Below are 24,401 nucleotides of genomic sequence, written 5' to 3'. Positions count from 1 at the left end.
CCCGTTCGCATTTTGCATTGTCGAAAGATGTCAGCTCATCAACGGGCATCGCGGGTCGCGGCGGCCGAAGATGAGGCGTACGCGTTCGCCGCTGCGGGCAATGCCGCGCACCTCGATGGTGCGGCGGCCGACGCCGACGACGCGGGCGCGGCGCACGCCCATGCGCTCGGCCTTGTCGAGTGCGCGATCCGGACTGCATTCGCGGCGGCGATAACCGTCGTCATCCTCACGGTCTCTACGCCACTCGTCGGAACGGCGGCGCCCGTAGTCGTCCTCGCTGCGCCATTCGTCGGAGCGGCGGCGCTCACCGCAATATTCGCGGTCGGGATCGCAGCGCCGGTCACGCATCATGACCTTGGGACCATCCGGGCCGATCTGGATGTTGAGGTCTTCGGCCGAGGCCGTGGTCAGTGGCAGGCTCGTCAGTGCCAGCGTCATGGCGAGGGTGGAAAGGGTAAGGATCTTGCGCATTTGAAGGCCTCCTCTCATCGCCGCACAAGGTCAGGCGGCGCTGTCCTGTTCAAGTCAGATTTCGCTTGGTTCAGAAACAATCGGTGAGCACCGCCGACGTCCCTGACGAACCGATGACACTAGAGCGTTTGCGTTTTTCACGGAAACGCGGAAACGCTCTAACTCTTTGTTTTGCGCAATTCCGGACGGAAAACCGCTACACACTTTTCCTGGAATTGCGCTAGGCGAATGAACATTGTCACGGTTACATCTTTTCGTTGGCGCTCGCCTATGCTTCGCGCACATGATGACGGCGAATGTGTGATTGAGCAGGTTTCCATGACAGCTTCGCTTCCCGCCATTGCCGATGTCCGCAACGCCGCCGAGCGTCTTTCGGGCCTGATCGTGACGACGCCGTTGATCGAGTCCCCCATGCTCAACGAACGTTTCGGTGGCCGCATCCTGTTCAAACCGGAGACGCTGCAGCGCACCGGTTCGTTCAAGTTCCGCGGCGCCTACAACAAGATCTCCTCCCTGTCGGAGGAGGAACGCCGCGGCGGCGTTGTCGCCTTTTCCTCCGGCAATCATGCGCAGGGCGTGGCGGCGGCCGCCGCCATGTTCGGCTTGAAAAGCGTGATCGCCATGCCTTCGGATGCGCCGGAAACCAAGGTCGCCAACGTAAAGCGCATGGGCGCGGAAGTGGTGCGCTTCGACCGGTTCCGTGATGACCGCATGACTGTGGTACGGCCATGGGTGGAACAAGGCATGGCGCTGGTGCCGCCCTTCGACGATCCTGCCATCATCGCCGGCCAGGGCACGATCGGGCTGGAACTGGTTGCACAGGCAAGCGCCCTCGGCATGACGCTCGACGCGGTGGTGATGCCGTGTGGTGGGGGCGGGCTGTCGAGCGGTATTTCAATCGCGGTCAAGGATGCCTCGCCGCGGACTGCCGTCTGGGTGGCCGAGCCGGAGCATTTCGACGATACCCGCCGCTCTCTCGCTGCCGGCCAGCGCCTCGCCAACGATCCCGGCCACGACTCGATCTGCGACGCAATCCTCACGCACGAACCCGGCGCCATCACCTTCGAGATCAACCGCAAAAACCTTGCCGGTTCCGTCGCGGTGTCGGACGAGGCGACGGCGGCCGCCATGCGCGACGCGATGGCTTATCTCAAGCTGGTGGTGGAGCCTGGCGGCTGCGTCGGGCTTGCCGCGCTGTCCTCCGGCGAGATCGACCTTGCCGGCAAATGCGTGGCTGTGGTGCTTTCCGGTGGCAATGTCGATTTCGGCACCTATGCCAAAATCCTGGCCGCTGCCTGAACCGGGCTAGTCGAGCGTGCGGCGGAAGCGCATCAGCGCCAGCCCTGCAAACAGCGCCACGAAGAAGATCAGCCAGCCGATCTCGCTGGCAACGGCAGGAAACTCGGCACCTTTCAGCATCACCGCACGCACGATGCGCAGGAAATGGGTGAGCGGGAAAATCTCGCCGAAGGTCTGTGCCCAGCCCGGCATGCCACGATAGGGGAACATGAAGCCGGACAGAAGGATCGACGGCAGGAAGAAGAAAAAAGTGAGCTGCATGGCCTGCATCTGTGTCCGCGACACGGTCGAGATCGTGTAGCCGAGCAAAACCAGCCCAAGCACGAAGACGAGGATCGAGGACAGAAGCAGTCCGAGCCCGCCGACGAATGGCACATGGAACAACAGCTTCGCCGCGATCAGCACCACCACCACCTGCACCGCGCCTACGCCGGCATAGGGCAACACCTTGCCCAGCATAATCTCCAGCGGGTTGGCCGGCATGGCAAGCAGGTTCTCCATCGTGCCGCGCTCGGTCTCGCGCGTCAGCGCGATCGAGGTCATCATCACCATGGTCATCTGCAGGATGACGCCGAGCAGGCCGGGCACGATGTTGTATTGCGAGATGCCTTCGGGATTGTAGAGGCGGTGGGTGATGACATCGAGCTGGCTTGCCGCATCCTCGGCGGCAGCTGCTTCCATGCCACGAGCGCGCAGCAGGGCCTGGGATGCGACGGTGCCGAGGGTGGAGATGGCACCGCTCGCGGATGACGGGTCGGTCGCGTCGGCCTCGATCAGAATCTGTGGCCGGTCGCCGCGCTCGACGCGCTTGCCGAAATCGGCCGGAATGGTGACCACGAAGGAGACATCGCCGCGCGCCAGCAGGAAGTCCGCCTCGGCTTCCGTGCGGGCGATGTAGTCGAAGCGGTAGTAGTTGGTGTTTTCCAGCGCCGATACCATGGCACGCGTATATGGGTCGCTGCTCATCGCCAGCAGCGCCGCCGGCAGCCGCTTCGGGTCGCTGTTGATGGCGAAGCCGAACAGGATGAGCAGCATCAGCGGAACGCCCAGCATCATGGCGAATGTGACGCGGTCGCGCCGCATCTGGATGAATTCCTTGGTCAGCAGCGCGCCGAGCCTGGCGGGGGAGAACAGCTTGCTCACGCCATATTGTCCTTCGAACCGGCCATGAACTGGATGAAGACGTCTTCCAGGCTGGTTTCGCCAGGCCTCACCTTGACGCCGGGATGCGTCTTCTCGACATCGGCCAGCGCGTGTTTGAGCGCGGCAGCATCCGAACCCACGACATGCAGCGTCGCGCCGAATGGCGCTACTTGGTCGACACCGGGTCTGCCTTCGAGAGCGGACGTCACGGTGTCGAGGCGCGGCCCTTCGACGATGAAGGTGGTGAGCCCCGCATTCTCCACCACCTCCGCCACGGTGCCGGTGGCCAGCAGCTTGCCATAGGAGATGTAGGAGATGCGGTGGCAGCGCTCGGCTTCGTCCATGTAGTGGGTGGAGACCAGGACGGTCAGCCCGCCATGGGCGAGGTGATGGATCTCATCCCAGAATTCGCGTCGGGCCTTTGGATCGACACCGGCGGTCGGCTCGTCGAGCAGAAGCAGCCGCGGCTTGTGCATGATACAGGCGGCGAGTGCCAGTCGCTGCTTCCAGCCGCCCGAAAGCGTACCCGCGAGCTGGTTGCGCCGGCTGGTCAGGCCAAGTTCCTCCAGCGTCTTGTCGACATGATCCTCAATCGGCTTCAGATGATAAAGACGGGCGACGAATTCGAGGTTTTCGGCGATCGTCAGGTCCTCGTAGAACGAGAACTTCTGCGTCATGTAGCCAACTTCGTTCTTGATCTTCAGGCTCTCCGTCCTGAGGTCGTAGCCGAGCACGGTGCCTTCGCCTTCGTCCGGCGTCAAAAGCCCGCACATCATGCGGATGGTCGTGGTCTTGCCGGAGCCGTTGGGGCCGAGGAAGCCAACGATCTCGCCTTCCGCCACGCTCATCGTGACATGGTCGACGACGGTCTTGTCGCCGAAGCGTTTCACCAGGTTCTTGACGTCGATGGCGTTCATAGGACGCTGCCTCCGGCAGCGAGCGAGTAGGGAGTAGCGAATGGTGAGTAGCGAATGGTGAGGTGCGAGCAGCAAAGCCGGTCGTGCCTTGATGAGATCGATTCAACCATCTCGCTACTCACTATTCGCTAGATCCACATCCACGATCTGCCCCGGCTGCAGCGGTCCGGCATCGCCCATGGGCCGCGCCTCGACGAGGTAGACCAGCTTCTGCCGGTTCTCGAGCGAGTAGATGACGGGTGGCGTGAATTCCGGATCGGGCGAGACGTAGCTGATGCGGGCCTTGAGGTCTTGCGGGCAGCCATCGCAGCGCACAGCCAGTTCGCCGCCGACCTTGACCGAGGAGAGGCTGGCTTCGGGCACGTAGACGGTGAGCTTCACCGCACCATCCGGCAGCACCGAAAGCACCGGCGCGCTGGGGCCGGCCGTGTCGCCGGCATGGCGGATGATGTCGTCGACGCGGCCGGCGGCAGGCGCGACAAGCGTGCGTTTGGAAAGCTGCCATTGCGCCTGATCCAGTGCGGTTTTCGCCTGTTTCACCTGGTTTTCGGCAGCCTTGATCGTCTCGGGCCGTGCCGGCAGATTGCCGACGGCCAGATTGGCCGTGGCCTGGCCGATGGCTGCTTCTGCGACCTCTGCCTGAGTTGCCGCATCGTCGTACTGAGCCTGGGTGGCGACGCCGCGTTTCAACAGATCGCGCGTGCGGACAAGGGTGCGCGCGGCATCCGCCGCCTGCGCCTTGGCCGAGCGCAAGGTGGCTTCCAGCACGGCGATCTCTTCCGGTCGCTTGCCGACCTGAAGGTCGGCCAGTTGCGCCTGCGCCTGGGCCAGCGCTGCCTTGGCCTGTGCCACGGCGATCTCGGCATCGGCGCTCTCCAGCGTCGCCACCGGTTGGCCGGGGCTGACACGGTCGCCGCGCCGTGCCGAAACTGTCTTCACTTCGGCCACTTCGATGGGGGCCAGCAGTACGAAGTCGCCTTCGACATAACCGACGGCGAGCGGCGCGGCGGCGCTGCAGGCGGAAAATAGGTGTGCTGCCAGAGGGAGCGAACACAGCAAGCTCATTTCACATCACCCCTCGATAACCGGGCCGATTGCCAGCCTTGGCCGAGGCAAGAGCTGGGCGACCTCAACGTGTGCGAAATCTCCAGCTTCATGGCTTGTTCCCCCTGGCGTTCAGCATCGCATCGAGATTGGCGTGCAGCGTGGCGACGATCTTGCCGGCTTCGTCTTCGCCGATCGCTGTCCAGCCCATGCGGCGCATCACCGGTTCGCGGCCGATGCGGAAATAGACCGTCTGTCCGATCAGCGAGAAGATGGTCAGCCGCGTCGCCTCGCTTTCGGCCGGCTCGCCGGTGGCGCGCTCCCAGATGAGACAAAGTCTTCTGTGCGTCGGCTCAAACAGGCCGGCATAGATGCGGTCGAGCGTCGGGGTCGGGTCGGAGAGCTCCCTCAGCATGAACTGCACGATCTCGCCCGCTTCGGGGCGCGCGACGATGAAGGTAACCATGCCCTGCAGCGTGGCCTTCAATTGATCGCGAGCGACCTCCGCTGTCAGCGCAGCGGGATCAGGACCGGAAAGGCCGCCCAACGCCTGGTTGGCGATCGAATGGATTGTCTCGACGATATGATCGGCGACGGCCGCCCGCAGGCCCTCCTTGCCGCCAAAATGATAGGCGATCGAGCCGATATTGGCCTTGGCGGCGGCAGCAATTTCCCGCGTGGAGGTGCCGTCATAGCCTTGGCGGCCGAACAGCTTGAGTGCTGCGCGCACCAATGCCGCCTTTGTCATGTCGGCGGGTGAAGGCGGATTTTGGCGCGACGAAGAAGAATTTACCATGCTGGTTTTTAATCAATCGATTGATTAATGTCAATTGTATTGCATGTGACTATCGCCTCTGGAACTCTTCCTCACGCCCATTCGATATCCCCCGTCCCCGGAATGGGCACAGGGAAGAAGGAAATGAGCCATGTCTTCATTGCCTACTGTCGTACTCGTCCATGGTTTCTGGGGCGGTGCCGCCCACTGGAGCAAAGCGATCATCGAGCTCTCGAAACTGGGGCACAGTGATCTGCATGCAGTGGAAATGCCGCTGACCTCCCTTGCCGATGATGCTGAACGTACACGCAAGATGGTCAAGCAGATCGAAGGTCCCGTGCTTCTTGTCGGCCATTCCTATGGCGGTGCCGTCATCACCGAATGCGGCGATCTGCCCAACGTGATTGGGCTGGTCTACATCGCAGCTTTCGCGCCGGATGCCGGCGAAAGCCCTGGTGCCATCAGTCAAGGCAAGCCGCCCGCGGCCTTCCCCAACATCGCTCCCGACAGCGACGGTTATCTCTGGATCAAGTCCGAGAAATTCCAGGAGAGCTTCTGTCAGGATCTGACTGCGGACGAGGCTCTGGTGATGGCGGTGACGCAAAAGGCGCCCATTGGTTCGACTTTCGGCGATGCAATCACCGCACCGGCCTGGAAGAAGAAGCCGGTCTGGTATCAGCTGTCGACGGAAGATCGCATGATCCATCCGGAAAACCAGAAGATGATGTCGGAAAGGATGCAACCCAGGAAGATCGTCGAATTGGAGGCAAGTCACGCTTCGCTGGCGTCCAGGGCAGGCGAAGTGGCTGCGCTCATCGACGAGGCGGCACGAACCGGAGCATGATCTGAGCCGCAAGGCGGGGTGAAGCACCCTGTCTTGCGGCACCTCTACGATGTGAAAGGGGCAGGGCTCTTCAGTCCGTCGAGCAGCGCATCCCGAAACACCGCAATGGGGCGGGCGAGGCGACCTGCAGGCGGGCGATGCAGCATCCATGCACGCACCAGGGGGCGAAAATCCCGAACCTCGATGACTTTGACGCGATCCTGCCACGGGCCTCCGGCCAAAGCGGCGGGCGTCACCATGCCGATGCCGTGGCCGCGCGCCACCAGCGACAGGCGCAGATCCGCGCTCAACGCCTCCACGCCGACATTGAAGGGCAGGCGCGCCGCCTCGAACTGGCGGCGGATGAAGGCACGAAAACCGCACCCGGTCTCGTTCATCACCCACGGGAATTTGGACAGGTCTTCCAGGCTCGCAGGCTTTGGCAATGGAAGATCGGCTGCCGCGACGAGCAGCACCGACTGCGTTCCAAGGTCCTCGCTGACAAGTTCGTCGGGTGGCTGAAGGCCGTCGGCCAGGCAAAGTGCTGCCGCGTCGAGTTCGCTGCGCAGAACCTGTTCCATGAGGCGTGGCGACCAACCGGATGTGATGCGCAGCGTCAGTTTCGGGAAATCGGTTCGCAGCCGCTCGATCGGAACCGCAAGTGCGGCATCGGAAAGATAAGGCATGATGCCGAGCCTGAATTCCCCCTCGATGTCCCCGGTTGGTGAGACGCCGGCCTTCAGATCGTCCAGCGAGCGCAGCACGCGGCGGCCATGTTCATAAGCCTCCCGGCCGGCGGCGGTCGGTTTGAACGGCTTCGACTGGCGATCGAGAAGCGCCGTCTTCAGCCTGTCTTCCAGGTTCTGGATGCGCCGCGTCACGCCCGGCTGGGTCAGGTTCAGCCGCGCCGAGGCTCCGATGATCGAGCCTGTCTCGACAACGGCGACAAAAGCTTCGACGTCATGAATATTCATGCGAAACTCGCATAATCATTATCGACTATTTCAATTTGTATCATGATGCTGTTTGTGAATAAAGCTCCTCATCGATATGCGAGTCATACGAAGGAGCCCTTCCATGTCCACGAACGTCACCGATGCAGCCTGCGGGGTGGCGCGTCCTGGCTCCATCACGGGCTGGCAGGTGTTTCTGTTCGCGGTAGCCGTCGGCGTGATCGTGACGAATCTCTTTGCTCCGCAGACCCTTGTCGGCTTGATCGGCCCCGCCTTCGGTTTCGGGACGGGGACGGGAGGGCTGGTGGCAATGGCAACCTTGCTTGGCTATGCGGCCGGACTGTTCTTCCTGGTTCCCTTGGCCGACCTGTTGGAGAACCGTGCGCTTGTGCTGCGGATGCTGGGCTGCGCTGTGCTGGCGGCAATTGCCGCGACGCTTGCGCCCAATGCGGGTCTGCTGATGGCTGTTCTTTTCGTCCTCGGCGCGGCCTGTTCGGCGATCCAGATCCTGGTGCCCATCGCCGCGTCCATGGCGGAACCCGAGCGGCGCGGCCGTATCATCGGCGATGTGATGAGCGGTCTGATGATCGGCATCCTTCTGGCGCGTCCTGCTGCCAGCCTGATTGCCGACACCTTTGGATGGCGAGCCTTCTATGGCACCAGTGCCACGGCGATGCTGCTGCTCGGCGCGGTCTTGGCGATGCGGCTGCCGCGGCGACGGCCCGCGGGCGATGCCGGATATCCGGCACTGGTTGCCTCGCTCTGGAAACTGCTGCGTTCCGAGCCTGAATTGCGGCGCCATTCCCTCACGGCCAGCCTCTCGATGGCGGCATTCAGCCTGTTCTGGACATCCGTGGCGCTTCGGCTGGCGGAACCACCCTTCGATCTCGGTCAGCGCGGCATAGCTCTTTTTGCGCTTGCCGGCGCAGGCGGTGCGGTCGTGACGCCGCTGTTCGGGCGCGCCGGCGATCATGGCTGGACGCGGCAGGGTACAGTCCTTTCGCACTGTCTCATGCTTGCCGCCTTCGCCCTGTCGGCATGGGCGGGGCTGGCCCGATCCGGTTCTTGGCTTTTGCCTCTCTTGCTGTTGGGGGCCGGCGCCGTTCTGCTCGACGTCGGTGTCACGGGCGACCAGACGCTAGGTCGGCGCGTTATCAACCTTCTGCAGCCGGAAGCGCGGGGCCGTCTCAACGGCTTGTTTGTCGGCCTGTTCTTCCTTGGCGGCGCTGCTGGCTCGGCAATAGCCGGTCTTGCCTGGGCATGGGGTGGCTGGCCGGCGGTTTGCACCATCGGCATTGCGATAGCTCTGGCGGCGCTTGCTGTCGATTGTCTTTTCCCGGCGCAGTGACGATGCCTGCAGCGTGCATGCCACGTCATCCCGCAATTGCGGTTGATTTGCCGCCGCCGCCGCGCTTTATTCCCTGTGATGGCCAAGGAAGTCGAACGCAAGTTTCTGATAAGGGACGAGGGTTGGCGCAAGGCGGTGGAGCGCAGCGTCGCCATCACCCAGTTTTATCTGGCCATTTCCTCGGAACGCTCGATCCGCATGCGCATCAGCGACGGCAAGACCGCCAAGCTGACGCTGAAGTTCGGATCGGACTTGAGGGTCCGCGACGAGTTCGAATATTCGGTGCCGCTCGCCGAGGCGCGCGAGATGATGGCCTTCGCCATCGGCAACATCATCCGCAAAACCCGTCATCATGTGCGCCATTGCGGCTATGAGTACGAGGTCGATGTCTTCAACGACGTGCTCGACGGGCTCGAGGTGGCCGAGCTCGAAACGCAGGATAGCGTGCCGGATGCCTTGCTGCCCGCCTGGCTCGGGCGGGAGGTGACGGGGGAATTGCGTTTCTCCAACGCTTCGTTGGCGCTGAACGGTTTTCCGGAACTGGTGCCATGAGCGCGCGGCTTGACCCGAACCTGGCCCTGGCCAATGACGCCATGCGGCTGCTGAGGCAGGATGTCCATCTGGCGCTTGACCATCTGGCGCGGGCGCATGCCGAGCCGGAGGAACATCTGCACAAATGCCGGCGTCGGCTGAAGGCGGTGCGGGCGCTGCTGCGCCTTGTGCGCCCCGGCGACGAGACCTTCTTCAAGGCGGAGAATGCGCGTTATCGCGACGTGGCGGCGAGCCTGGCAGGACCGCGCGAGGCAACCGCGCTGATCGAAACCGTCGACCGGCTTGCAGAGGCGCATCCGCATCACGCCGATCTCTATGCCGGTCTTCGCGCCATCCTGGTCGAGCGCCGCAATGCCGCGATGAGCGACATCGCCACCTTCGCTTCCGTCATCGATGCGGCCACGGCCACATGCCGCCAGGGGCTACTGAGGGTCGGTGCGCTGTCCCTGCCGGCCGATCCAAATGCTTCGGCTGCTATCGTTGCGCGAGGCGTTCAAACAGCCATCGACCGCGCGAAGAAGGCGCTCACCAAGGCCCGTTCGCACGGCAAGGAAGAGGATTTCCACGACCTGCGCAAGGCCGTCAAGGTTCATGCCGCCCAGCTCGATCTCGTAGGCAAGCTGTGGCCGGGTGGGGACAAGGCGCGCCGGAAGGCACTGGACAAGCTCGGCGGCAAGCTCGGGGATTTGAACGACCTCGCTGTCTTCGGCGCGTTATTGAGCAAGGACGCCGAAGCATTCAAGCTCGCACCCGAAGCGCTGAGGACGATCGAAAAGGATTTGAAGCGCGAGGCGAAACGCCTGCGCAAGGAAAGCCTGGCTGGCACGGCCGCCCTTTTCGAACATGACTGGAAGCGCAAGACTGCGAAACTGACCGAGCGGCTGCGGCTTCAATTCGCCGCCGTTTCGACGACGACGCTCTGGGCAGCTTGAGATCGATCGAATCCGGTGCCCGCAAGGCCGGGATACCGGTCCGACGCTCACATCTTCACATCCACCAGCTTGTCAGGGTTGCGCACCACGTAGACGCCCGAGATCGTACCTCGGGCATTGACCTCGAAACTCATCGTCTGTTCGATCTTGCCGGCAATCGTGACGACAAGCCCCGGCGCGCCGTTGATGGCGGCGGGCGCCACGACGGTGTGCGCCGGATCCGGGTTCTTGCGCGCCACGCCGATCATGAATTTCGCCACGGCATCGCTGCCCAGCAGCACGTTGGTCGCCGCCAGGACCTTGCCGCCGCCGTCCGAGACATATTCGACATCCGCGGCCAGCAATGCCTTCAGGGGCTCGATGTCGCCACCGCGCATCGCTTTCTCGAACACGGCAACGAAGCGGGCCACGTCCTCGTTCGAGGCCGGGAAACGGCTCTGGTCCTGCCGGAGCATCTTGCGCGCACGCGATGCCATCTGCCGGCAGGCGGCTGGCGTGCGTTTCAGCGTCTCGGCGATCTCCTCGAACGGTACGTCATAGAGGTCGTGTAAAAAGAGCGCCGCCCGCTCCAGCGGCGACAGCCGCTCCAGCGCCCGCATCACCGAAAAGGAGATGTCGAGGGCCGCATCGTTGGTGTTGGGTTCGACCGCACCAGCCCGTTCCACGATCGGCTCCGGCAGCCACGGCCCGACATAAGTTTCGCGCCGCATTTGCGCCGAGCGCAGCCGGTCGAGGCACAGATTGGTGACGATGCGCGAGAGCAGCCTGGGCGCATCCTCCGGCTCGTCGACACCCGCGAAGCGCAGCCAGGCGTCCTGCACGATGTCCTCTGCTTCGCTTGCCGAGCCGAGGTAGCGGTAGGCAAGCCGGGTCAGTCGGTGGCGTTCGCCGAGATAGGCGGCGAGCCGCGGATCCTCAGCCATCGATCGTCTCCAGCACTGCCTCCTCTTTCGCCTCGCCGGCCAGCCAGGCCATTACCGGCTCGCAGCTGTTGCCGTGGCCGAGCCCTCGCTTGAGCAGCGGGTAGAAGGAGCCTGAAACCGTCGCCGCTGCAAGCCCGGCCACGCCTCTCTTGCCCCAGCGTGCCTCGCAGGCTGCGAGGATATTCAACAATGCCGGGTCGTTGGCCAGCACGGCTTCGGCATAGTGGCGGGCAAGCGCCATGTTGCGCGGCGCGCTTTCCGCGCCGTCCAGGAGCATGGCGCGGATATCGCGCATGGGCACGCCGGCCTCGCGGGCCATGGCGATGGTGAGCCTCAGGCACGAGCCGCAATCGGTCTGTCGCGCCGCGGTGATTTTCGCTGCAAAATAAGGTGCGGCCTCCAGTCCGAAGCGGTGGTCGGTGAAGAACGAAACCAGTGCAACCTTGAGCGCGCCGGTGGCGTCTGTATCAGCGAGTTCTGCAAGGTAGCCGGTGTCATAGCCGTAGCGTCCGCCGAATTTGCGGAACGCACGTTTGAGCAGGAGGGCAAGCATCAGGCGATCCTCCTTTCGGGAGCGGTGAGCGCGGCCAGAGGCAGGAGCCCAGGCACTGCGATCAGCGCGATGTCACGCAGCGCGTCCATCGGCGTCGTGCCGTGCAGCAGCTCGGCGAGATGCAGCAGCGCATGACCACCGAGAAAGATGGAGGCGACGAGGACTGTCCGTCGATCGGACTTGAAGGCGCCAAGGAACAGTCCGACGCCCGCCGCGATGAAGGCAAGCCCGATGTCGCGGATGAAATGCGGATTGGAAGGGCCGGTTTCGGTGACACCGGGAATGGTGGCATACCAAAGCGCGGGTGCGCCCAGCATGAAGACGCCGTTGGCGCTCTGGTAGAGGCCGATGAGGATAAGCAAGGTTCGCATGTCGTTTCTCCTTGGGCCTTTGACGGGATAGGCCGGGGAGGTGTGACATCGAGCGAGACGTTTTTTGCGGCCACCGTTAGGGAAAACGGGTCAAGCGTCGGCTCTCAACTGCGCTTTTGCATCTTTCACTGAAGCTGCGAACGTCACCAGCGGGCGCTTGACGCCGTGGGTGATCAGCATGCGCCGGGTTTGCGGCGAGGCGCCGGCAATGACGAAACGTACGCCGGCCTTCCTGGCTTTGTGCGCCGTGCTTTCGATGACATTGGCGGCGGTGGAATCGAACAGCGGCACCTGGGAACAGTCGAGGATGAAGTTCTTGCGCTGGTCGGCGATGCGGTCGAGTACGGCCGCCACCGTCGAGGCGGCGCCGAAGAAGAAGGCGCCGGAAATGCGATACACGACCGTGTCGGGGTCGCTGGCCTCGCTTGCGTCGTAGGCGCGGCGGTCGCCATTGGTGGTGTCGGCGACATCCTCCGCAATCAATGGTGGCTCGCTTTCGGCGATTGCCACGGCCTTGGCCATGCGGTCGATGAATAGCACCGATCCCAGTGCGAAGCCGACGACGATACCTTCGGTGAGGTCGCGGAAGACAACGATCAGGAACGTTGCCGCAAGCACCAGCGCATCCGCGCTGGAGGAGCGCAGCAAGACTGCGATCGCCTGCTTCTCGACCATGTTCCAGCAAACGACGGCAAGCACACCGGCAAGCGCAGCCAGCGGGATGTAGCTGGCAAGCGGTGCTGCCACCAGCATGAACAGAAGCAGGAAGGCTGAGTGCAGCATGCCCGAGACCGGTCCGTATGCGCCGGCGCGCACATTGGTGGCGGTGCGCGCGATGGTGCCGGTGACGCAGATGCCGCCGAACAATGCCGAGCCGATATTGGCAAAGCCTTGCGCCACCAGTTCGCAGTTGGAGCGGTGGCGGCGCCCGGTCATGCCGTCGGCCACCACCGCCGACAGCAGGGATTCGATGGCGCCGAGCAGGGCGAACGCAATTGCATCCGGCAGCACGGCAATCGCCTTGTCGAGGCTCATGGCCGGCAGAGCGGGCAAGGGCAAGCTGCGCGGAATGCCGCCGTAGCGCGAGCCGATCGTGTCGGCGGGCAGGGCAAAAAGCGCCACCACAAGGGAAGCCAAGGCGACCGCCACCAGCATGCCGGGCCAATGCGGGCGCCATTTCTTCAGAGCCATCACGGTGACGATGGACAGAAGGGCGATACCGGCCGCGGATGGGTTCAGCGTGCCGCCGGCCTCCCACAACGCCATCAGTTTCGGGACGAAAGGACCGGGTTCCTTGCCGGGCAGTTTGAGACCCAGCAACTCGACGATCTGGCCGGAAAAGATGATGACAGCGATGCCGGCGGTGAAACCGACCGTCACCGGATAGGGGATATATTTAATATAGGTGCCGAGCCTCAGATAGCCGATGGCGAGCAGGAATATGCCGGCCATCATCGTGGCGAGCAGGAGCCCGTCCAGACCCTGCCGATCGGCGGTGGAGGCCACAAGCACGATGAAGGCACCGGCAGGCCCGCCGATCTGGAAACGGCTGCCGCCGAGCGCCGAGACGATGAAACCGCCGACGATCGCCGTGAACAGACCGCGCTCCGGAGTCACGCCGGAGGCAATCGCGATCGCCATGGAAAGCGGCAGCGCCACGATGGCGACGGTCAGCCCCGACAGTGCATCGGCGCGCAGTTGAGGCAAACGGTAGCCCTCGCGCAATACCGTCATCAGTTTCGGCGTGAACAGTTCGGAAAATGTCGGCCTGGCCTTGTGTGCCTGCCGGCGACGGAGCTGATCCATGGCATGCCTTCCGCAAAAGCGGCGGCATCGTCGGCATCGCAATGATCTTGCGGAAAGTCGGCGGTCGCCGTCGCGAACCCTAGAGCGTTTCCGTTTTTCGCGGAAACGCACTAACCCTTTGTTTTTACGCAATTCTGGACGGAAAACCGTTGCACGCTTTTCCTGGAACTGCTCAAAGCCGACCCGGACCGGGAAATCCTATACGGAGTTCTTCAGCCGCACGCCCCTGCCGCCGCGATCGCTGGCCTGGTTGTCGCCGATCAATTCCACCCCGGCCTCGTTAAGTGCCTGGATGACCTTCATCAGCGTGTCGACCACGCCCCGTACCACGCCGTCGCTGGCTTCCATGCGCTGGATGGTCGGCAGCGAAACGCCGGCGCGCTCGGCGAGCGTCTTCTGGTCGATGCCGGCCAGTGCCCGCGCCGCACGCATCTGTGCAGCGGTAATCACCGGTCAGAACTCCCGTCTGAGTCTGCAGTACGAATGTATGATACTTTCATAATGATGTGTCAAACATGAATATGGATTGAAAATACCTTAACTCAACTCGTTTCGCCGTTGTGGCCGCGCGGCATGAAGCGCGCCGCCAGCCAGCACAGCATGGCCCAGGCGAAACCCGCGCACCAGCCCGCCAGCACGTCGGACGGCCAATGGACGCCGAGATAGAGGCGCGACACGCCCACCATCAGCGTCAACAGAACCGCGAGCACGAAGACATAGATCTTGGTGACATGGCCGGGCAGGAAACGCGCCGCCAGCGTGCCGAGCGTCAGGTAGGTGACCGCCGAGAGCATGGCGTGGCCGGATGGGAAGGAAAGCGAGGTTTCGACGGCGAGTTTCGATACGAGGTCGGGCCGTGGCCGATCGATGCCGAATTTGAGCAGTGTGGCCAGGATCTGGCCGCCGCCGACCGCCGCCAGCACGAACAGCGCGGTCGTCCAGCGCTTGATGAGCAGGAAATAGACAATGGTGGCTGCGGTGATCAACGTCAGCACGACAGCACTGCCGAGCGCGGTGATGTCGCGCACCGCACCTTCGAAGCGCGGTGAACCGATCGGATTGCCGGGGTCGCCCGCCTCGCGGAAAGCAAGCAGGATTTGCGTGTCGAACGTGTGCGGGGCGGTATCGCGTGCGACTTCCATCAGTTCGACGAAACCCCAAAGCCCGCCGGCCACGATGATGCCTGCCAGGAGCACCGGAAACTCGATCCGGTCGTAAAGCGTCGAAATGGTTTTGCGCATCAATCCTGCCGTAATGCCGGTTGTCGAAGGAGGCCGGCATTATCCAATCCCGGCATCGCTGTCATCGGCCTTGCAAATAAGGCCCCAGCGTGACGAGCGCGACGGCGACGATTGCCAGTGCCACGCCAACAGCCTGGATGGTGGTGAGTCGCTCGCCGAAGAATGCCAGCGCCACGGCGTTCACGGCCACCAGTTGGATGACAGCCGACAGGCTCAGGGAAATCGACATGCCGAAGTCGCGGATCAGCTTCAGCATGATCAGATTGCCGAGCGTGTAGAGCGCCAGCGTGACGGCGATCTTGCCGAGGCTCGGCGCCAGCGCCCATTGCTTGGCCGCCGTCGCGGCAGCCAGGAAGATCACGGTGGAGACACCGAGTTGCGCCATGCCGAACACGTTCACCGATAGCCTCCGCCAAGCCCGAATACCCACTGCGCAAGCTTGTTTCCCAACGGCGGGCGCTGGTCAAGTGCGCAGCATCTGGCACGGCGGGTTAGCGCAGCTGAACCGTCTTCGGAAACTCGATCACCTGGCCTTTCGGTTTGGTGTGCTGGGCCGTGACGATGGCTTCGATCAGAATGTCCAGCGCCTCGCAGGCTTTCTTGCTGGTCTGGTCGTTCCCGCGCAGGTAGTGGCTTGCCCGTTCGAGATGCAGGCGCGCGGCGGCAAAATCACTGTTCATCGGTGCTCCGTTCTTTACCCACCGCCGTTGAAAGCATGGAACGATTCGGTTGCGGGAACGGAAATTCCGGAGGCGGTATTTGATTCAAAATTGCGCTTCCTGCACCCTGCCAGCGAGTCTTCGAACCCTGCAGGATGGCGCTATGTCGTGGAAACTTGATGAGATCGTGCCGACGTCGGCGGGACGAGTGGCAGCCGGTCGGGCCGGCATCGGCCCGGATCTTGTGCTGGCGCATGGCTGGCCGTGGTCGTCCTTTTCCTGGCATCGGATCATTCCCGCGCTGGCCGGACACTATCGTGTCCACTGGTACGATATGCCGGGCTATGGTCGATCGGAGAAGAGCGCCACGCAGCGCACCTCGCTCGATGTGCAGGGACAGGTGTTCGCCGAGATGCTGGCGCATTGGCGCCTCGAAAGCCCTGTCGTTATCGCCCATGATTTCGGCGGCGCGACAACGCTGCGTGCCCATCTGCTGCACGGCTGCGACTATGGGCGCTATGTGTTGATGAATGTCGTCGCCATGCGGCCATGGGGTTCGGAATTCTTCGATCACGTCGGCCGCCACGTGGATGCATTTCTTGGCCTGCCGCCGCACATCCATCGGGCGGTGGTAGAGGCCTATATCAAGGGGGCAATCGCCAATGGCATCGAACCGGGAGATTTCAAGACGCTGGTCGAACCCTGGCTTGGAGAGGCGGGGCGGCAGAGTTTCTATCGGCAATTCGCACAGGCCGATGAGCGATACACGGCCGAGGTCGAGCCGATGTTCGGTGATATCCGCTGTTCGGTTGCGATCATCTGGGGCGAGGACGATCCCTGGATTCCTCTGGAAAGGGGCCGGGCGCTTCACCGCCTCATCCCACAGGCGTCGTTCGACACGCTCGCGGGTGTCGGCCATCTGCCTCAACTGGAGGCACCTGACCGTGTTCTGGCTCGGTTGAACGCATTTCTGTCAGACAAGGGCTGATGACGGGCGGGGCTGGACGCGTCCTGCGTCATGAAACTGTTAAGCCCGGCCGCTACGCAGGTTTCGGACACGCAGCCCAGCCAACCCGAACAGCCAGAGGTCAGCCATGTCGGACCAGCCGCAAGACGAGATTCGTTTTCGCACCAGCCTGCTCGAAGAAAATGAAGGTCCGGCGATCAATCCGACCGACAACCGCACCATGGGCGAGATCATTGCCGCGCGTTTCTCGCGCCGCGGTTTCCTGAAGGGCTCGCTCGCCGTTTCGGCCATTGCCGTCACCGTCAGTCCGCTTGCCCTGATGAGCGCCGACGAGGCGCGGGCGGCTGAGGGCGGGTCGGCCTTTACCTTCGACGAGGTCGAGGCAGGCATCGACGACAAGCACCATGTCGCCGCCGGCTACGACGCCGACGTGCTCCTGCGCTGGGGCGATCCGCTGTTTGCCGACGCTCCAGCCTTCGATCCGACCAAGCAAACGGCCGAGGCCCAGGCCAGGCAGTTCGGCTACAACAACGATTTCGTCGGTTATATCCCGCTGGAAGGCTCGCCTGAGCATGGGCTGCTGGTGGTCAATCACGAATATACCAACCCGCATTTGATGTTCCCGGGCATCGTCAAGGTGGTGGAAAAGGATGGCAAGAAGGCGCTGGAACTTGCGCCACTTACCAAGGATCAGGTCGATGTCGAGATGGCCGCGCATGGCGGCACCATCGTCGAGATCCGCAAGGAAGGCGGCAAATGGCAGGTCGTGCGTGACGGCAAGCTGAATCGCCGCGTCACCGCGAACACCGAAATGGCGCTCTCCGGCCCGGTCGCCGGTCATGACCGCGTCAAGACCAATGCCGATCCATCGGGTACCAAGGTGCTGGGCACCGTCAACAATTGCGCCGGCGGTGTCACGCCCTGGGGCACCTACGTGATGGCTGAGGAGAATATCCACGGCTATTTCTCCGGCGCATTGCCGGAGGGCCACAAGGAAACCGAGAACTACAAGCGGCTCGGCATACCGGAGGGGGCCTACGAGTGGGGTGCCCACTACGACCGTTTCGACCTTGCCAAGGAACCGAACGAGGCGAACCGCTTCGGCTGGATCGTCGAGGTCGATGTTACCGATCCGAACTCGATGCCGAAGAAGCGCACCGCGCTTGGCCGTTTCAAGCATGAAGGCGCGGAATCGATCGTGGCCAAGGATGGCCGCGTCGTCTTCTATCTCGGCGACGACGAGCGTTTCGACTATGTCTACAAATTCGTCACCGCGGGCAAGTTCGATCCGGCCAATCCGGCCGCCAACAAGGATCTGCTCGACGAAGGCACGCTCCATGTCGCCAAGTTCGCCGAGGACGGCGGTGTCGAGTGGCTGCCCATCGTTTTTGGCCAAGGGCCGCTGACCGCCGAGAACGGCTTCAACAGCCAGGCCGACGTGCTGATCGAAACGCGCCGTGCCGCCGACCTGCTTGGTGCCACCAAGATGGATCGTCCCGAGGACATCCAGCCCAATGCCGTCAACGGCAAGGTCTATGTGATGCTGACCAACAACACCAAGCGCAAGGACGACCAGGTCGATGCCGCCAATCCGCGCGCCAAGAACGCCTTCGGCCATATGATCGAGATCGCCGAGGACGGCGGTGACTTCGCCGCGACCAAGGGCAAGTGGGAAGTCCTGCTGAAATGCGGCGATCCCTCGGTGGCCGATGTCGGCGCCTCCTTCTCCACCGCCACGACCGCCAACGGCTGGTTCGGCATGCCGGACAATTGCGCCGTCGATTCAGCCGGCCGGCTGTGGGTGGCCACCGACGGCAACAATGCCAAGGAAACCGGCCGCACCGACGGTCTTTGGGCGGTCGACACCGAGGGGCCGGCGCGGGCCACCTCCAAGCTGTTCTTCCGCGTGCCGGTCGGGGCGGAAATGTGCGGCCCGCAGTTTGCGCCGGACGACAAGACCGCTTTCGTCGCCGTACAGCATCCGGGCGACGGCGGTACCGACTGGGAGCCGTTCGGCCGGCCGTCCTACTATGAGGACCTGTCCACCCGCTGGCCGGACTTCAAGCCGGATATGCCTGTACGACCTTCGGTCGTTGCCATCACCAAGCAGGATGGCGGCAAGATCGGAGTTTAGCGAATTCCACCACCGACACCGCGCAGGGGTGGCAAAGGCTTCCCCCGCGGCTATTTCCGGCCGGCGATCTTCGCCGCGATGGCCTTCGCTTCCTGGCCTGCGGCGTAGAAGTGGCCGACGATGCTCGGCTGCATCGAAATGAACCACAGGCCCGGCTGGCCACCCGGTTCAGCCCCATTGACCTTCGGCTTGCCCTTGTCGTCCACCACGCCGAGGCCGTCCAGCATCTTGTCCAGCCCGGTGCGGTAACCGGTGGCGGCGATGACGATATCGGCCTTGACCTTCGTTCCGTCGGCCAGCACGACATGCTCCGGCTTGAAGCCGGTTACGGGAGCCACGACCTTGATACGGCCGGCCTTGATGGCGGCGATCGCGCCGTCGTCGGCGGCGATCGCGACGTGATCTTCCTTCAGCCGGCTGATGCCACCTTTCTTTACCGGCGCGAAGCCAAGCTTGCGAAGGTCTCCGAACAACAGGCGCTGCACCAGCGCCACCACGAAATTGCCGAGCGGGATCGGCAGCGCGTTGGTGATCCTCGAAAAGCGTTGCACGGCGATCTTGCCGATCCGTTTGGGCAGGATGGATGGGCCTGCACGGGCAGCGAGATGGATCATGGCCGTTTTGGCGCCGATCAGATAGTTCAGCGCGTCGAAACCGGAATTGCCGGCGCCGATCACCAGCACGCTTTTGCCTTCGTAATCCTTGGGACTGCCGAACTGCGCGGCATGGATCAGGCGCCCTCTGTACTCCGAGGCCCCTGGCCAGTCCGGCATCCACGGTACTTTGTCGTGGCCGGTGGCGACCACGACGTTCCTGGCGCGGCGGGTGCCTTTATTGGTGCGAACCGCCCAGTGGTCGCCTTCGCGGGCGACACGCTCGACTTCGGTGCCGAATTCGACCGCGATGTTGCGTTCTTCGGCATAGCGTTCGAGATAGGCAATGACGGCAGCCTTGGGCGGAAAGGCCGGCACACCCTTGGGATAGGGCATGCCCGGAAGATAGGACATGTCGCGATGCGTGTTGAGCGCCAGCCGCTCGTGGCGCTGCCGCCACGGTTCGGCGATATGGGCTTCCTTTTCGAGCACGCTGGCCTTGATGCCATGCCGGGCCAGCGCGTCGGCCGTCGCCAGTCCGGCGGCACCGGCGCCGATCACGATCACCTCTTCGATCGTTTCGGTCATATTTCCACCAAATCCTTTCGCGACATCCCAGCCGCAACTTGATTGCGCTATGTGGCACCGACGGCGATATGGCAAGAGAGGGTTGAGGGGTGGCAGCGGCTTGTTGATTCGGAAGACGGATCGATGGGCCGTCTTCGGGTATCATCTGGGCGTAATTCATGGGCTCGCTCCGCAAGAGCATAGACCGCTTCCTCGACGACCGCGCTGCCGCTGTGCCGCGCGCCAGCCTGTCGCTTGCCAAGCGGCTGGAAATGCTCGCACAGCACGGCGATTTCTCGCTTGCCTATTCGACGGCCACGCAGCCGCTGCTGTCTTATTTCGGCGATGAAAACGGCTACGTCGCATTTCAGACGATGATGGGCCGCCATTATGCGCTGGCCGATCCGGTCGTCGGCGATGCCGATCGCGCCGCGCTGATTTGCCGCTTCGTCGAGATAGCCAGTTCGCCCTGGTTCGTGCAGATCGGCGAGGCGACGGCGAAAATCCTGTCCGGCCTCGGTTATCAGGTCAGCCGCATCGGCTACGACACGCGGTTGCCGCTGCCGGCGCATGATTTCTCCGGCAAACCCAATGAAACCGTGCGTTACTCCGAACGCTGGCTGGTCAAGAAGGGTTATACGCTGACCGAGGACGAGGGTGGGCTGGTCGATGCCGACGAGGTGCGCCGCCTTTCCGATGAATGGCGATCCGGCCGCATCGTCGCGCGGCGTGAGATGGCTTTCCTCAACCGGCCGTTCCCAATCCTGCCCGGTCCCGGCATGCGCCGTTTCGTGCTGCTGGACCCGGACAACAAACTGACCGCCTTGCTCGATTTCGATCCGATCTCCAGAGATGGCAAGGTCACGGGCTACACCACCGCTTTCAAGCGCAAGCTGGCCGGCGCCACCCCACATGCCGAGATCGGCCTTACCAAATTCGCGGTCGACCGGTTCCGTGAGGAGGGCATTTCGTCGGTGACGCTGGGCCTGTCGCCGCTGGCGGATATGGCGCCGAGCGGCTTTCCCGAAAGCACGTTCTGGCGCGGCGCCTTCAGTCGGGCGTTCGATTCCAGGCTGGTCAACCGCCATCGCTTCAACCTGCAGGGGCAGGCTGCCTTCAAGCGCCGTTTTCACGGCGTGGAGGAACCGGCCTATATCGCGTTCAAGCGCGGTACCGCCAGTGGCATGCTGGCTCTGCTGAGATTGCTGAAGGCGATTTGAGGAGCGCTGCTGTTACGTTCTCAGCCGGTATCCGGTCTTGAAGATCCAGCCGACGACGCCGATGCACAGCACCAGGAACGCCAGCGTGATGCCGAGACTGATCTCCACCGCCACGTCGGAATGGCCGAAGAAGGCCCAGCGGAAGCCGCTGACCAGATAGACGACCGGATTGAACAGCGAGATCGTGCGCCAGACGCCCGGCAGCATGTCGATGGAATAGAACGAACCTCCGAGGAAGGTGAGCGGCGTCACCACCAGCAGCGGAATCAGCTGCAACTGTTCGAAACCATTGGCCCAGATGCCGATGATGAAGCCGAACAGGCTGAAAGTCACAGCCGTCAGCACCAGGAAGCCCAGCATCCAGAACGGATGCTCGATGTTGAGATCGACGAAGAGCGAGGCTGTGGCCAGGATGATCAAGCCGATGCCGATCGACTTTGTGGCCGCCGCCCCGACATAGGCGACGACGACCTCCAGATAGGAGACCGGCGCCGACAGGAGCTCGAAGATCGTGCCGACGAATTTCGGGAAGTAGATGCCGAAGGAAGCGTTGGAGATCGACTGGGTGAGCAGCGTCAACATGATCAACCCTGGCACGATGAAGGCGCCGTAGCTCACACCGTTGACCTCGGTGATGCGCGAGCCGATCGCGGCGCCGAACACCACGAAATAGAGCGAGGTCGAAATGACCGGCGAGATCACGCTCTGCATGATGGTGCGCAGCGTGCGCGCCATCTCCACCTTGTAGATCGCCCAGACGGCGCGATGGTTCATGACTGCCTCCTCACCAGGGAGACGAAGATCTCCTCCAGCGAACTGTTTTCGGTGTCGAGATCGCGGAACTGGATGCCGGCCTGGTCGAGGTCGCGGATCAGCGAGGCGACACCTGGCCGTTCCGCCTGGTTGTCATAGGTATAGGTAAGCCTGCTGCCGTCGGGCGAAAGCTCGAGATTGTAGGTTTCGAAGCCGGCCGGCACGGCGGTGAGGGGATTGCGCAATTCGAGCTTCAGCAGCTTGCGGCCGAGCTTGCGCATCAGCTCCGCCTTTTCCTCCACCAGGATGATCTCGCCCTTGTTGATGACGCCGACCCGGTCGGCCATCTCCTCGGCTTCCTCGATATAGTGCGTAGTGAGGATGATGGTGACGCCGGATTCCCGCAAGGTGCGCACCAGCGCCCACATGTCCTTGCGCAGTTCCACGTCGACGCCGGCGGTCGGCTCGTCGAGAAACAGGATCTTCGGCTCATGCGACAACGCCTTGCCGATCATCACGCGGCGCTTCATGCCGCCGGAGAGGGTGATGATCTTGGAATCGCGCTTTTCCCACAGCGACAGGTCCTTGAGGACCTTTTCGATGAAGGCAGGGTCGGCCGGCTTGCCGAACAGGCCGCGGCTGAACGCCATCACCGAGCGCACCGTTTCGAAGGATTCCACCGTGAGTTCCTGCGGCACCAGCCCGATCAGGCTGCGCGCGGCGCGATAGTCGCTCGAGATGTCGTGACCGTCCACGGTGACCGTGCCGCCCGAGCGGTTGACGATGCCGCAGATGATCGAGATCAGCGTCGTCTTGCCGGCGCCGTTGGGGCCGAGAAGAGCGAAGATTTCGCCACGCCTGATGTCGAGATTGATGTTCTTCAGCGCGCTGAAGCCGGTGGCATAGGTTTTCGAGACACCGGAAACGGAGATGACGGATTGCATGATGAAAAAGGTCTGATTGGAAAGGATTTGCCTTGTGCGCCTGAATGTCGGTTCCCGCAACCCGAAATCAAGGCACCTGCTGACATATCTCGCCATCACTGGCCATGCGGCTAGGACGGGAGCCAATTGCCTCGGGGACGTTCATGCGCTGGCGGCTTGCGGAACGATCGTCAATGCGATGAGTTATGCAAAGGGCAGTCGGGCAAACGCGCATCGCGCGCCAGATTTCGGAGGGAATACATGCGTGCCATCACTGTTTTCGCGGCCATTGCCATGATCGCCGCAGCAGCGCCGGCGGGCGCGCAGGCCAGGGACGTGCCGCCGCCCAACGCCAAGAAACTGTCGGAGATTATCGCCAAGGTCGAGCAGCGGCCGGACTTCGCCTTCATCGACGAGGTCGACTGGGACAACAAGGGTTACGAAGTCACCTATTTCACCAAGGACGCCGCCAAGGTCGAAATCAAATACGATCCGGTCACGGCTACGCCGATGAACCTGCAATAAGGGGCTCGTTCCGATAGCTCAAAAGAAAACCGTGCCGGAGAAAAGCGGCGCGGTTTTCTTTGGCTGGGCCGGCGGTCAGCTCTTCGGGCTCGCCATGACCAGGACAGGCTTGTCCGCATAGAGGTCCGGAAACATCGTCTTCAAATTCTCGATCTTCGGCAGGTCGTTGTAGACGATGTAGGGATAGGTCGGGTTCCGCTCGAGGAAGTCCTGATGATAGTCCTCGGCGGGATAGAACGCCTTGCCGGTCTCCAGCGTCGTCACGATCTTCTCGGGAAACGCCTTCGTCGTGTCGAGCTGGGTGATGTAATCCTCGGCGATCTTCTTCTGCCCGGCATCGGCGGCGAACACCGTGGATCGGTACTGCGTGCCGTAATCCGGCCCCTGGTAGTTGAGCTGGGTGGGATTGTGCGCCACCGAGAAATAGACCTGCAGCAGCTTTCCGTAGCTCACCTTTGACGGGTCGTAGGTGATCTCGACGGATTCGGCATGGCCGGTGTTACCCGAGCCGACGCGCTCGTACTCGGCCGTGTCGGCCGCCCCGCCGGCATAGCCGGAAACGGCTTTCGTCACGCCTTTGACGTGCTGGAACACGCCTTGCACGCCCCAGAAGCAACCGCCGGCAAACACGGCTTTCTGCAAGCCTGATGCCGGCTTTTCGTCGACGGTGGGCGGCGGGATCTTCACGGCTTCCTCGGCAGCGCGTGTGGGCGCCTGCAGGAAGGTCAGTGCCGTGGCAGTCAGCGCGAGGCCTGCCAGCGCGGACAGGCCGAAAGCCTTCCATGGCTTTGCCGCTTTGGATTTGCGTCGGATCATGCGTAAGGCTCCTCTATCCAAGGGCCGGGCAACGGTTCGCACTATACGATGGCCCGGGCGAAATGGCTTTCACGATGCTGTGTGAAGGGTCCC

27 protein-coding genes are annotated in these 24,401 nt (G+C 63.0%); 9 read left to right on the top strand and 18 right to left on the bottom strand.

The features are described 5' to 3' along the window. Nucleotides 1-30: 30 nt before the first annotated feature. Nucleotides 31-471, bottom strand: coding sequence for a hypothetical protein (locus AO692_RS06300; RefSeq protein ID WP_054309166.1), 441 nt, complete (start codon nucleotides 469-471; stop codon nucleotides 31-33). A gap of 318 nt (nucleotides 472-789) precedes the next feature. Between AO692_RS06300 and AO692_RS06295 the strand changes: the two genes are divergently transcribed. After that, a complete protein-coding gene (locus AO692_RS06295; RefSeq protein WP_054309467.1) occupies nucleotides 790-1,770 on the top strand; it encodes a threonine/serine dehydratase in 981 nt (326 codons plus the stop codon). A gap of 6 nt (nucleotides 1,771-1,776) precedes the next feature. On the opposite strand, the gene AO692_RS06290 is transcribed toward AO692_RS06295, so the two are convergent. The 4 genes from AO692_RS06290 to AO692_RS06275 form a co-directional block, all read right to left on the bottom strand. Then, nucleotides 1,777-2,913 (bottom strand): ABC transporter permease, encoded by a 1,137-nt coding sequence (locus AO692_RS06290; protein WP_054309165.1) that lies wholly within the window; start codon nucleotides 2,911-2,913, stop codon nucleotides 1,777-1,779. Continuing rightward, on the bottom strand, nucleotides 2,910-3,830 hold the full coding sequence (locus AO692_RS06285; protein ID WP_054309164.1) for an ABC transporter ATP-binding protein: 921 nt from the start codon (nucleotides 3,828-3,830) through the stop codon (nucleotides 2,910-2,912). The genes AO692_RS06290 and AO692_RS06285 overlap by 4 nt, the downstream gene beginning before the upstream one ends. A gap of 114 nt (nucleotides 3,831-3,944) precedes the next feature. Continuing rightward, a complete protein-coding gene (locus AO692_RS06280; RefSeq protein ID WP_054309163.1) occupies nucleotides 3,945-4,895 on the bottom strand; it encodes an HlyD family efflux transporter periplasmic adaptor subunit in 951 nt (316 codons plus the stop codon). Between the two features lie 88 nt (nucleotides 4,896-4,983). Beyond that, the gene (locus AO692_RS06275) at nucleotides 4,984-5,670 is read right to left on the bottom strand and encodes a CerR family C-terminal domain-containing protein (protein ID WP_054309162.1); all 687 of its coding nucleotides are present in this window, start codon (nucleotides 5,668-5,670) and stop codon (nucleotides 4,984-4,986) included. A gap of 130 nt (nucleotides 5,671-5,800) precedes the next feature. Here AO692_RS06275 and AO692_RS06270 point away from each other — a divergent pair, with 130 nt between their 5' ends. Then, nucleotides 5,801-6,493, top strand: a complete 693-nt coding sequence (locus AO692_RS06270; protein ID WP_054309161.1) for an alpha/beta hydrolase — start codon at nucleotides 5,801-5,803, stop codon at nucleotides 6,491-6,493. Nucleotides 6,494-6,537: 44 nt separating this feature from the next. On the opposite strand, the gene AO692_RS06265 is transcribed toward AO692_RS06270, so the two are convergent. Beyond that, entirely contained in the window at nucleotides 6,538-7,446 is a 909-nt protein-coding gene (locus tag AO692_RS06265) for a LysR family transcriptional regulator (protein ID WP_054309160.1), read from the bottom strand. Between the two features lie 103 nt (nucleotides 7,447-7,549). Here AO692_RS06265 and AO692_RS06260 point away from each other — a divergent pair, with 103 nt between their 5' ends. The 3 genes from AO692_RS06260 to AO692_RS06250 all read left to right on the top strand — a co-directional run bounded on the left by AO692_RS06260 (nucleotide 7,550) and on the right by AO692_RS06250 (nucleotide 10,257). Then, a complete protein-coding gene (locus tag AO692_RS06260; protein ID WP_054309159.1) occupies nucleotides 7,550-8,773 on the top strand; it encodes an MFS transporter in 1,224 nt (407 codons plus the stop codon). A gap of 78 nt (nucleotides 8,774-8,851) precedes the next feature. After that, nucleotides 8,852-9,325, top strand: a complete 474-nt coding sequence (locus AO692_RS06255; RefSeq protein ID WP_054309158.1) for a CYTH domain-containing protein — start codon at nucleotides 8,852-8,854, stop codon at nucleotides 9,323-9,325. Continuing rightward, nucleotides 9,322-10,257: a CHAD domain-containing protein gene (locus tag AO692_RS06250; protein WP_054309157.1), complete on the top strand. Its 936-nt coding sequence runs from the start codon at nucleotides 9,322-9,324 to the stop codon at nucleotides 10,255-10,257. Before AO692_RS06255 ends, AO692_RS06250 begins: the two co-directional genes overlap by 4 nt. A gap of 47 nt (nucleotides 10,258-10,304) precedes the next feature. Here the strand turns inward: AO692_RS06250 and sigJ are convergent, their stop codons facing one another. The 8 genes from sigJ to AO692_RS06210 all read right to left on the bottom strand — a co-directional run bounded on the left by sigJ (nucleotide 10,305) and on the right by AO692_RS06210 (nucleotide 15,831). After that, a complete protein-coding gene (sigJ, locus tag AO692_RS06245) occupies nucleotides 10,305-11,180 on the bottom strand; it encodes an RNA polymerase sigma factor SigJ (RefSeq protein ID WP_054309156.1) in 876 nt (291 codons plus the stop codon). Further along, nucleotides 11,173-11,733 (bottom strand): hypothetical protein, encoded by a 561-nt coding sequence (locus tag AO692_RS06240; protein WP_054309155.1) that lies wholly within the window; start codon nucleotides 11,731-11,733, stop codon nucleotides 11,173-11,175. Before AO692_RS06240 ends, sigJ begins: the two co-directional genes overlap by 8 nt. After that, nucleotides 11,733-12,104, bottom strand: coding sequence for a hypothetical protein (locus tag AO692_RS06235; protein ID WP_054309154.1), 372 nt, complete (start codon nucleotides 12,102-12,104; stop codon nucleotides 11,733-11,735). Before AO692_RS06235 ends, AO692_RS06240 begins: the two co-directional genes overlap by 1 nt. Before the next feature lie 90 nt (nucleotides 12,105-12,194). After that, the gene (locus tag AO692_RS06230; protein WP_054309153.1) at nucleotides 12,195-13,910 is read right to left on the bottom strand and encodes a SulP family inorganic anion transporter; all 1,716 of its coding nucleotides are present in this window, start codon (nucleotides 13,908-13,910) and stop codon (nucleotides 12,195-12,197) included. Nucleotides 13,911-14,108: 198 nt separating this feature from the next. Then, nucleotides 14,109-14,360 carry a helix-turn-helix transcriptional regulator gene (locus AO692_RS06225; protein ID WP_054309152.1) on the bottom strand — a complete coding sequence of 84 codons (252 nt, stop codon included), beginning with the start codon at nucleotides 14,358-14,360 and terminating at the stop codon, nucleotides 14,109-14,111. Between the two features lie 92 nt (nucleotides 14,361-14,452). Further along, a complete protein-coding gene (locus AO692_RS06220) occupies nucleotides 14,453-15,151 on the bottom strand; it encodes a phosphatase PAP2 family protein (protein WP_054309151.1) in 699 nt (232 codons plus the stop codon). A gap of 61 nt (nucleotides 15,152-15,212) precedes the next feature. Next, nucleotides 15,213-15,551: a hypothetical protein gene (locus tag AO692_RS06215; RefSeq protein WP_054309150.1), complete on the bottom strand. Its 339-nt coding sequence runs from the start codon at nucleotides 15,549-15,551 to the stop codon at nucleotides 15,213-15,215. A gap of 91 nt (nucleotides 15,552-15,642) precedes the next feature. Continuing rightward, on the bottom strand, nucleotides 15,643-15,831 hold the full coding sequence (locus AO692_RS06210; RefSeq protein WP_054309149.1) for a hypothetical protein: 189 nt from the start codon (nucleotides 15,829-15,831) through the stop codon (nucleotides 15,643-15,645). Nucleotides 15,832-15,973: 142 nt separating this feature from the next. On the opposite strand from AO692_RS06210, the gene AO692_RS06205 reads away from it, so the two are divergent. Together AO692_RS06205 and AO692_RS06200 are read left to right on the top strand one after the other, a co-directional pair. Next, nucleotides 15,974-16,798, top strand: a complete 825-nt coding sequence (locus tag AO692_RS06205) for an alpha/beta hydrolase (protein ID WP_054309148.1) — start codon at nucleotides 15,974-15,976, stop codon at nucleotides 16,796-16,798. 106 nt (nucleotides 16,799-16,904) lie between these two features. After that, nucleotides 16,905-18,911, top strand: a complete 2,007-nt coding sequence (locus AO692_RS06200; RefSeq protein ID WP_054309147.1) for a PhoX family phosphatase — start codon at nucleotides 16,905-16,907, stop codon at nucleotides 18,909-18,911. 50 nt (nucleotides 18,912-18,961) lie between these two features. Here AO692_RS06200 and AO692_RS06195 read toward each other — a convergent pair whose 3' ends face one another. Beyond that, nucleotides 18,962-20,092 (bottom strand): NAD(P)/FAD-dependent oxidoreductase, encoded by a 1,131-nt coding sequence (locus tag AO692_RS06195; protein ID WP_054309146.1) that lies wholly within the window; start codon nucleotides 20,090-20,092, stop codon nucleotides 18,962-18,964. 158 nt (nucleotides 20,093-20,250) lie between these two features. Between AO692_RS06195 and AO692_RS06190 the strand changes: the two genes are divergently transcribed. Continuing rightward, nucleotides 20,251-21,291, top strand: a complete 1,041-nt coding sequence (locus AO692_RS06190) for a phosphatidylglycerol lysyltransferase domain-containing protein (RefSeq protein ID WP_054309145.1) — start codon at nucleotides 20,251-20,253, stop codon at nucleotides 21,289-21,291. A gap of 12 nt (nucleotides 21,292-21,303) precedes the next feature. Here the strand turns inward: AO692_RS06190 and AO692_RS06185 are convergent, their stop codons facing one another. Both AO692_RS06185 and AO692_RS06180 read right to left on the bottom strand, forming a co-directional pair. Beyond that, nucleotides 21,304-22,065: an ABC transporter permease gene (locus AO692_RS06185; RefSeq protein ID WP_054309144.1), complete on the bottom strand. Its 762-nt coding sequence runs from the start codon at nucleotides 22,063-22,065 to the stop codon at nucleotides 21,304-21,306. Further along, nucleotides 22,062-22,988: an ABC transporter ATP-binding protein gene (locus AO692_RS06180; RefSeq protein WP_054309466.1), complete on the bottom strand. Its 927-nt coding sequence runs from the start codon at nucleotides 22,986-22,988 to the stop codon at nucleotides 22,062-22,064. The genes AO692_RS06185 and AO692_RS06180 overlap by 4 nt, the downstream gene beginning before the upstream one ends. A gap of 240 nt (nucleotides 22,989-23,228) precedes the next feature. On the opposite strand from AO692_RS06180, the gene AO692_RS06175 reads away from it, so the two are divergent. Continuing rightward, entirely contained in the window at nucleotides 23,229-23,492 is a 264-nt protein-coding gene (locus AO692_RS06175; protein WP_054309143.1) for a PepSY domain-containing protein, read from the top strand. A gap of 75 nt (nucleotides 23,493-23,567) precedes the next feature. Here the strand turns inward: AO692_RS06175 and msrA are convergent, their stop codons facing one another. Then, nucleotides 23,568-24,308 (bottom strand): peptide-methionine (S)-S-oxide reductase MsrA, encoded by a 741-nt coding sequence (gene msrA, locus AO692_RS06170; protein WP_054309142.1) that lies wholly within the window; start codon nucleotides 24,306-24,308, stop codon nucleotides 23,568-23,570. Nucleotides 24,309-24,401 lie beyond the last annotated feature (93 nt).

This window comes from Mesorhizobium sp. 1M-11 (assembly GCF_001303895.1).
Classification (GTDB): Bacteria; Pseudomonadota; Alphaproteobacteria; order Rhizobiales; family Rhizobiaceae; genus Mesorhizobium.
Note: the sequence above shows the minus strand (reverse complement) of the source record. Positions and strands in the feature narration are given on the sequence as shown.

Bases quoted from the DNA above. Each gene is read 5' to 3' on its own strand.
- AO692_RS06240 (WP_054309155.1), bottom strand. From the start codon at position 11,733: ATGCTTGCCCTCCTGCTCAAACGTGCGTTCCGCAAATTCGGCGGACGC.
- AO692_RS06200 (WP_054309147.1), top strand. From the start codon at position 16,905: ATGTCGGACCAGCCGCAAGACGAGATTCGTTTTCGCACCAGCCTGCTC.
- AO692_RS06210 (WP_054309149.1), bottom strand. From the start codon at position 15,831: ATGAACAGTGATTTTGCCGCCGCGCGCCTGCATCTCGAACGGGCAAGC.
- AO692_RS06205 (WP_054309148.1), top strand. From the start codon at position 15,974: ATGTCGTGGAAACTTGATGAGATCGTGCCGACGTCGGCGGGACGAGTG.
- AO692_RS06295 (WP_054309467.1), top strand. From the start codon at position 790: ATGACAGCTTCGCTTCCCGCCATTGCCGATGTCCGCAACGCCGCCGAG.
- AO692_RS06275 (WP_054309162.1), bottom strand. From the start codon at position 5,670: ATGGTAAATTCTTCTTCGTCGCGCCAAAATCCGCCTTCACCCGCCGAC.
- AO692_RS06180 (WP_054309466.1), bottom strand. From the start codon at position 22,988: ATGCAATCCGTCATCTCCGTTTCCGGTGTCTCGAAAACCTATGCCACC.
- AO692_RS06260 (WP_054309159.1), top strand. From the start codon at position 7,550: ATGTCCACGAACGTCACCGATGCAGCCTGCGGGGTGGCGCGTCCTGGC.
- AO692_RS06185 (WP_054309144.1), bottom strand. From the start codon at position 22,065: ATGAACCATCGCGCCGTCTGGGCGATCTACAAGGTGGAGATGGCGCGC.
- AO692_RS06250 (WP_054309157.1), top strand. From the start codon at position 9,322: ATGAGCGCGCGGCTTGACCCGAACCTGGCCCTGGCCAATGACGCCATG.
- AO692_RS06270 (WP_054309161.1), top strand. From the start codon at position 5,801: ATGTCTTCATTGCCTACTGTCGTACTCGTCCATGGTTTCTGGGGCGGT.
- AO692_RS06220 (WP_054309151.1), bottom strand. From the start codon at position 15,151: ATGCGCAAAACCATTTCGACGCTTTACGACCGGATCGAGTTTCCGGTG.
- AO692_RS06255 (WP_054309158.1), top strand. From the start codon at position 8,852: ATGGCCAAGGAAGTCGAACGCAAGTTTCTGATAAGGGACGAGGGTTGG.
- msrA (WP_054309142.1), bottom strand. From the start codon at position 24,308: ATGATCCGACGCAAATCCAAAGCGGCAAAGCCATGGAAGGCTTTCGGC.
- AO692_RS06265 (WP_054309160.1), bottom strand. From the start codon at position 7,446: ATGAATATTCATGACGTCGAAGCTTTTGTCGCCGTTGTCGAGACAGGC.
- AO692_RS06175 (WP_054309143.1), top strand. From the start codon at position 23,229: ATGCGTGCCATCACTGTTTTCGCGGCCATTGCCATGATCGCCGCAGCA.
- AO692_RS06285 (WP_054309164.1), bottom strand. From the start codon at position 3,830: ATGAACGCCATCGACGTCAAGAACCTGGTGAAACGCTTCGGCGACAAG.
- AO692_RS06235 (WP_054309154.1), bottom strand. From the start codon at position 12,104: ATGCGAACCTTGCTTATCCTCATCGGCCTCTACCAGAGCGCCAACGGC.
- AO692_RS06195 (WP_054309146.1), bottom strand. From the start codon at position 20,092: ATGACCGAAACGATCGAAGAGGTGATCGTGATCGGCGCCGGTGCCGCC.
- AO692_RS06300 (WP_054309166.1), bottom strand. From the start codon at position 471: ATGCGCAAGATCCTTACCCTTTCCACCCTCGCCATGACGCTGGCACTG.
- AO692_RS06280 (WP_054309163.1), bottom strand. From the start codon at position 4,895: ATGAGCTTGCTGTGTTCGCTCCCTCTGGCAGCACACCTATTTTCCGCC.
- AO692_RS06230 (WP_054309153.1), bottom strand. From the start codon at position 13,910: ATGGATCAGCTCCGTCGCCGGCAGGCACACAAGGCCAGGCCGACATTT.
- sigJ (WP_054309156.1), bottom strand. From the start codon at position 11,180: ATGGCTGAGGATCCGCGGCTCGCCGCCTATCTCGGCGAACGCCACCGA.
- AO692_RS06190 (WP_054309145.1), top strand. From the start codon at position 20,251: ATGGGCTCGCTCCGCAAGAGCATAGACCGCTTCCTCGACGACCGCGCT.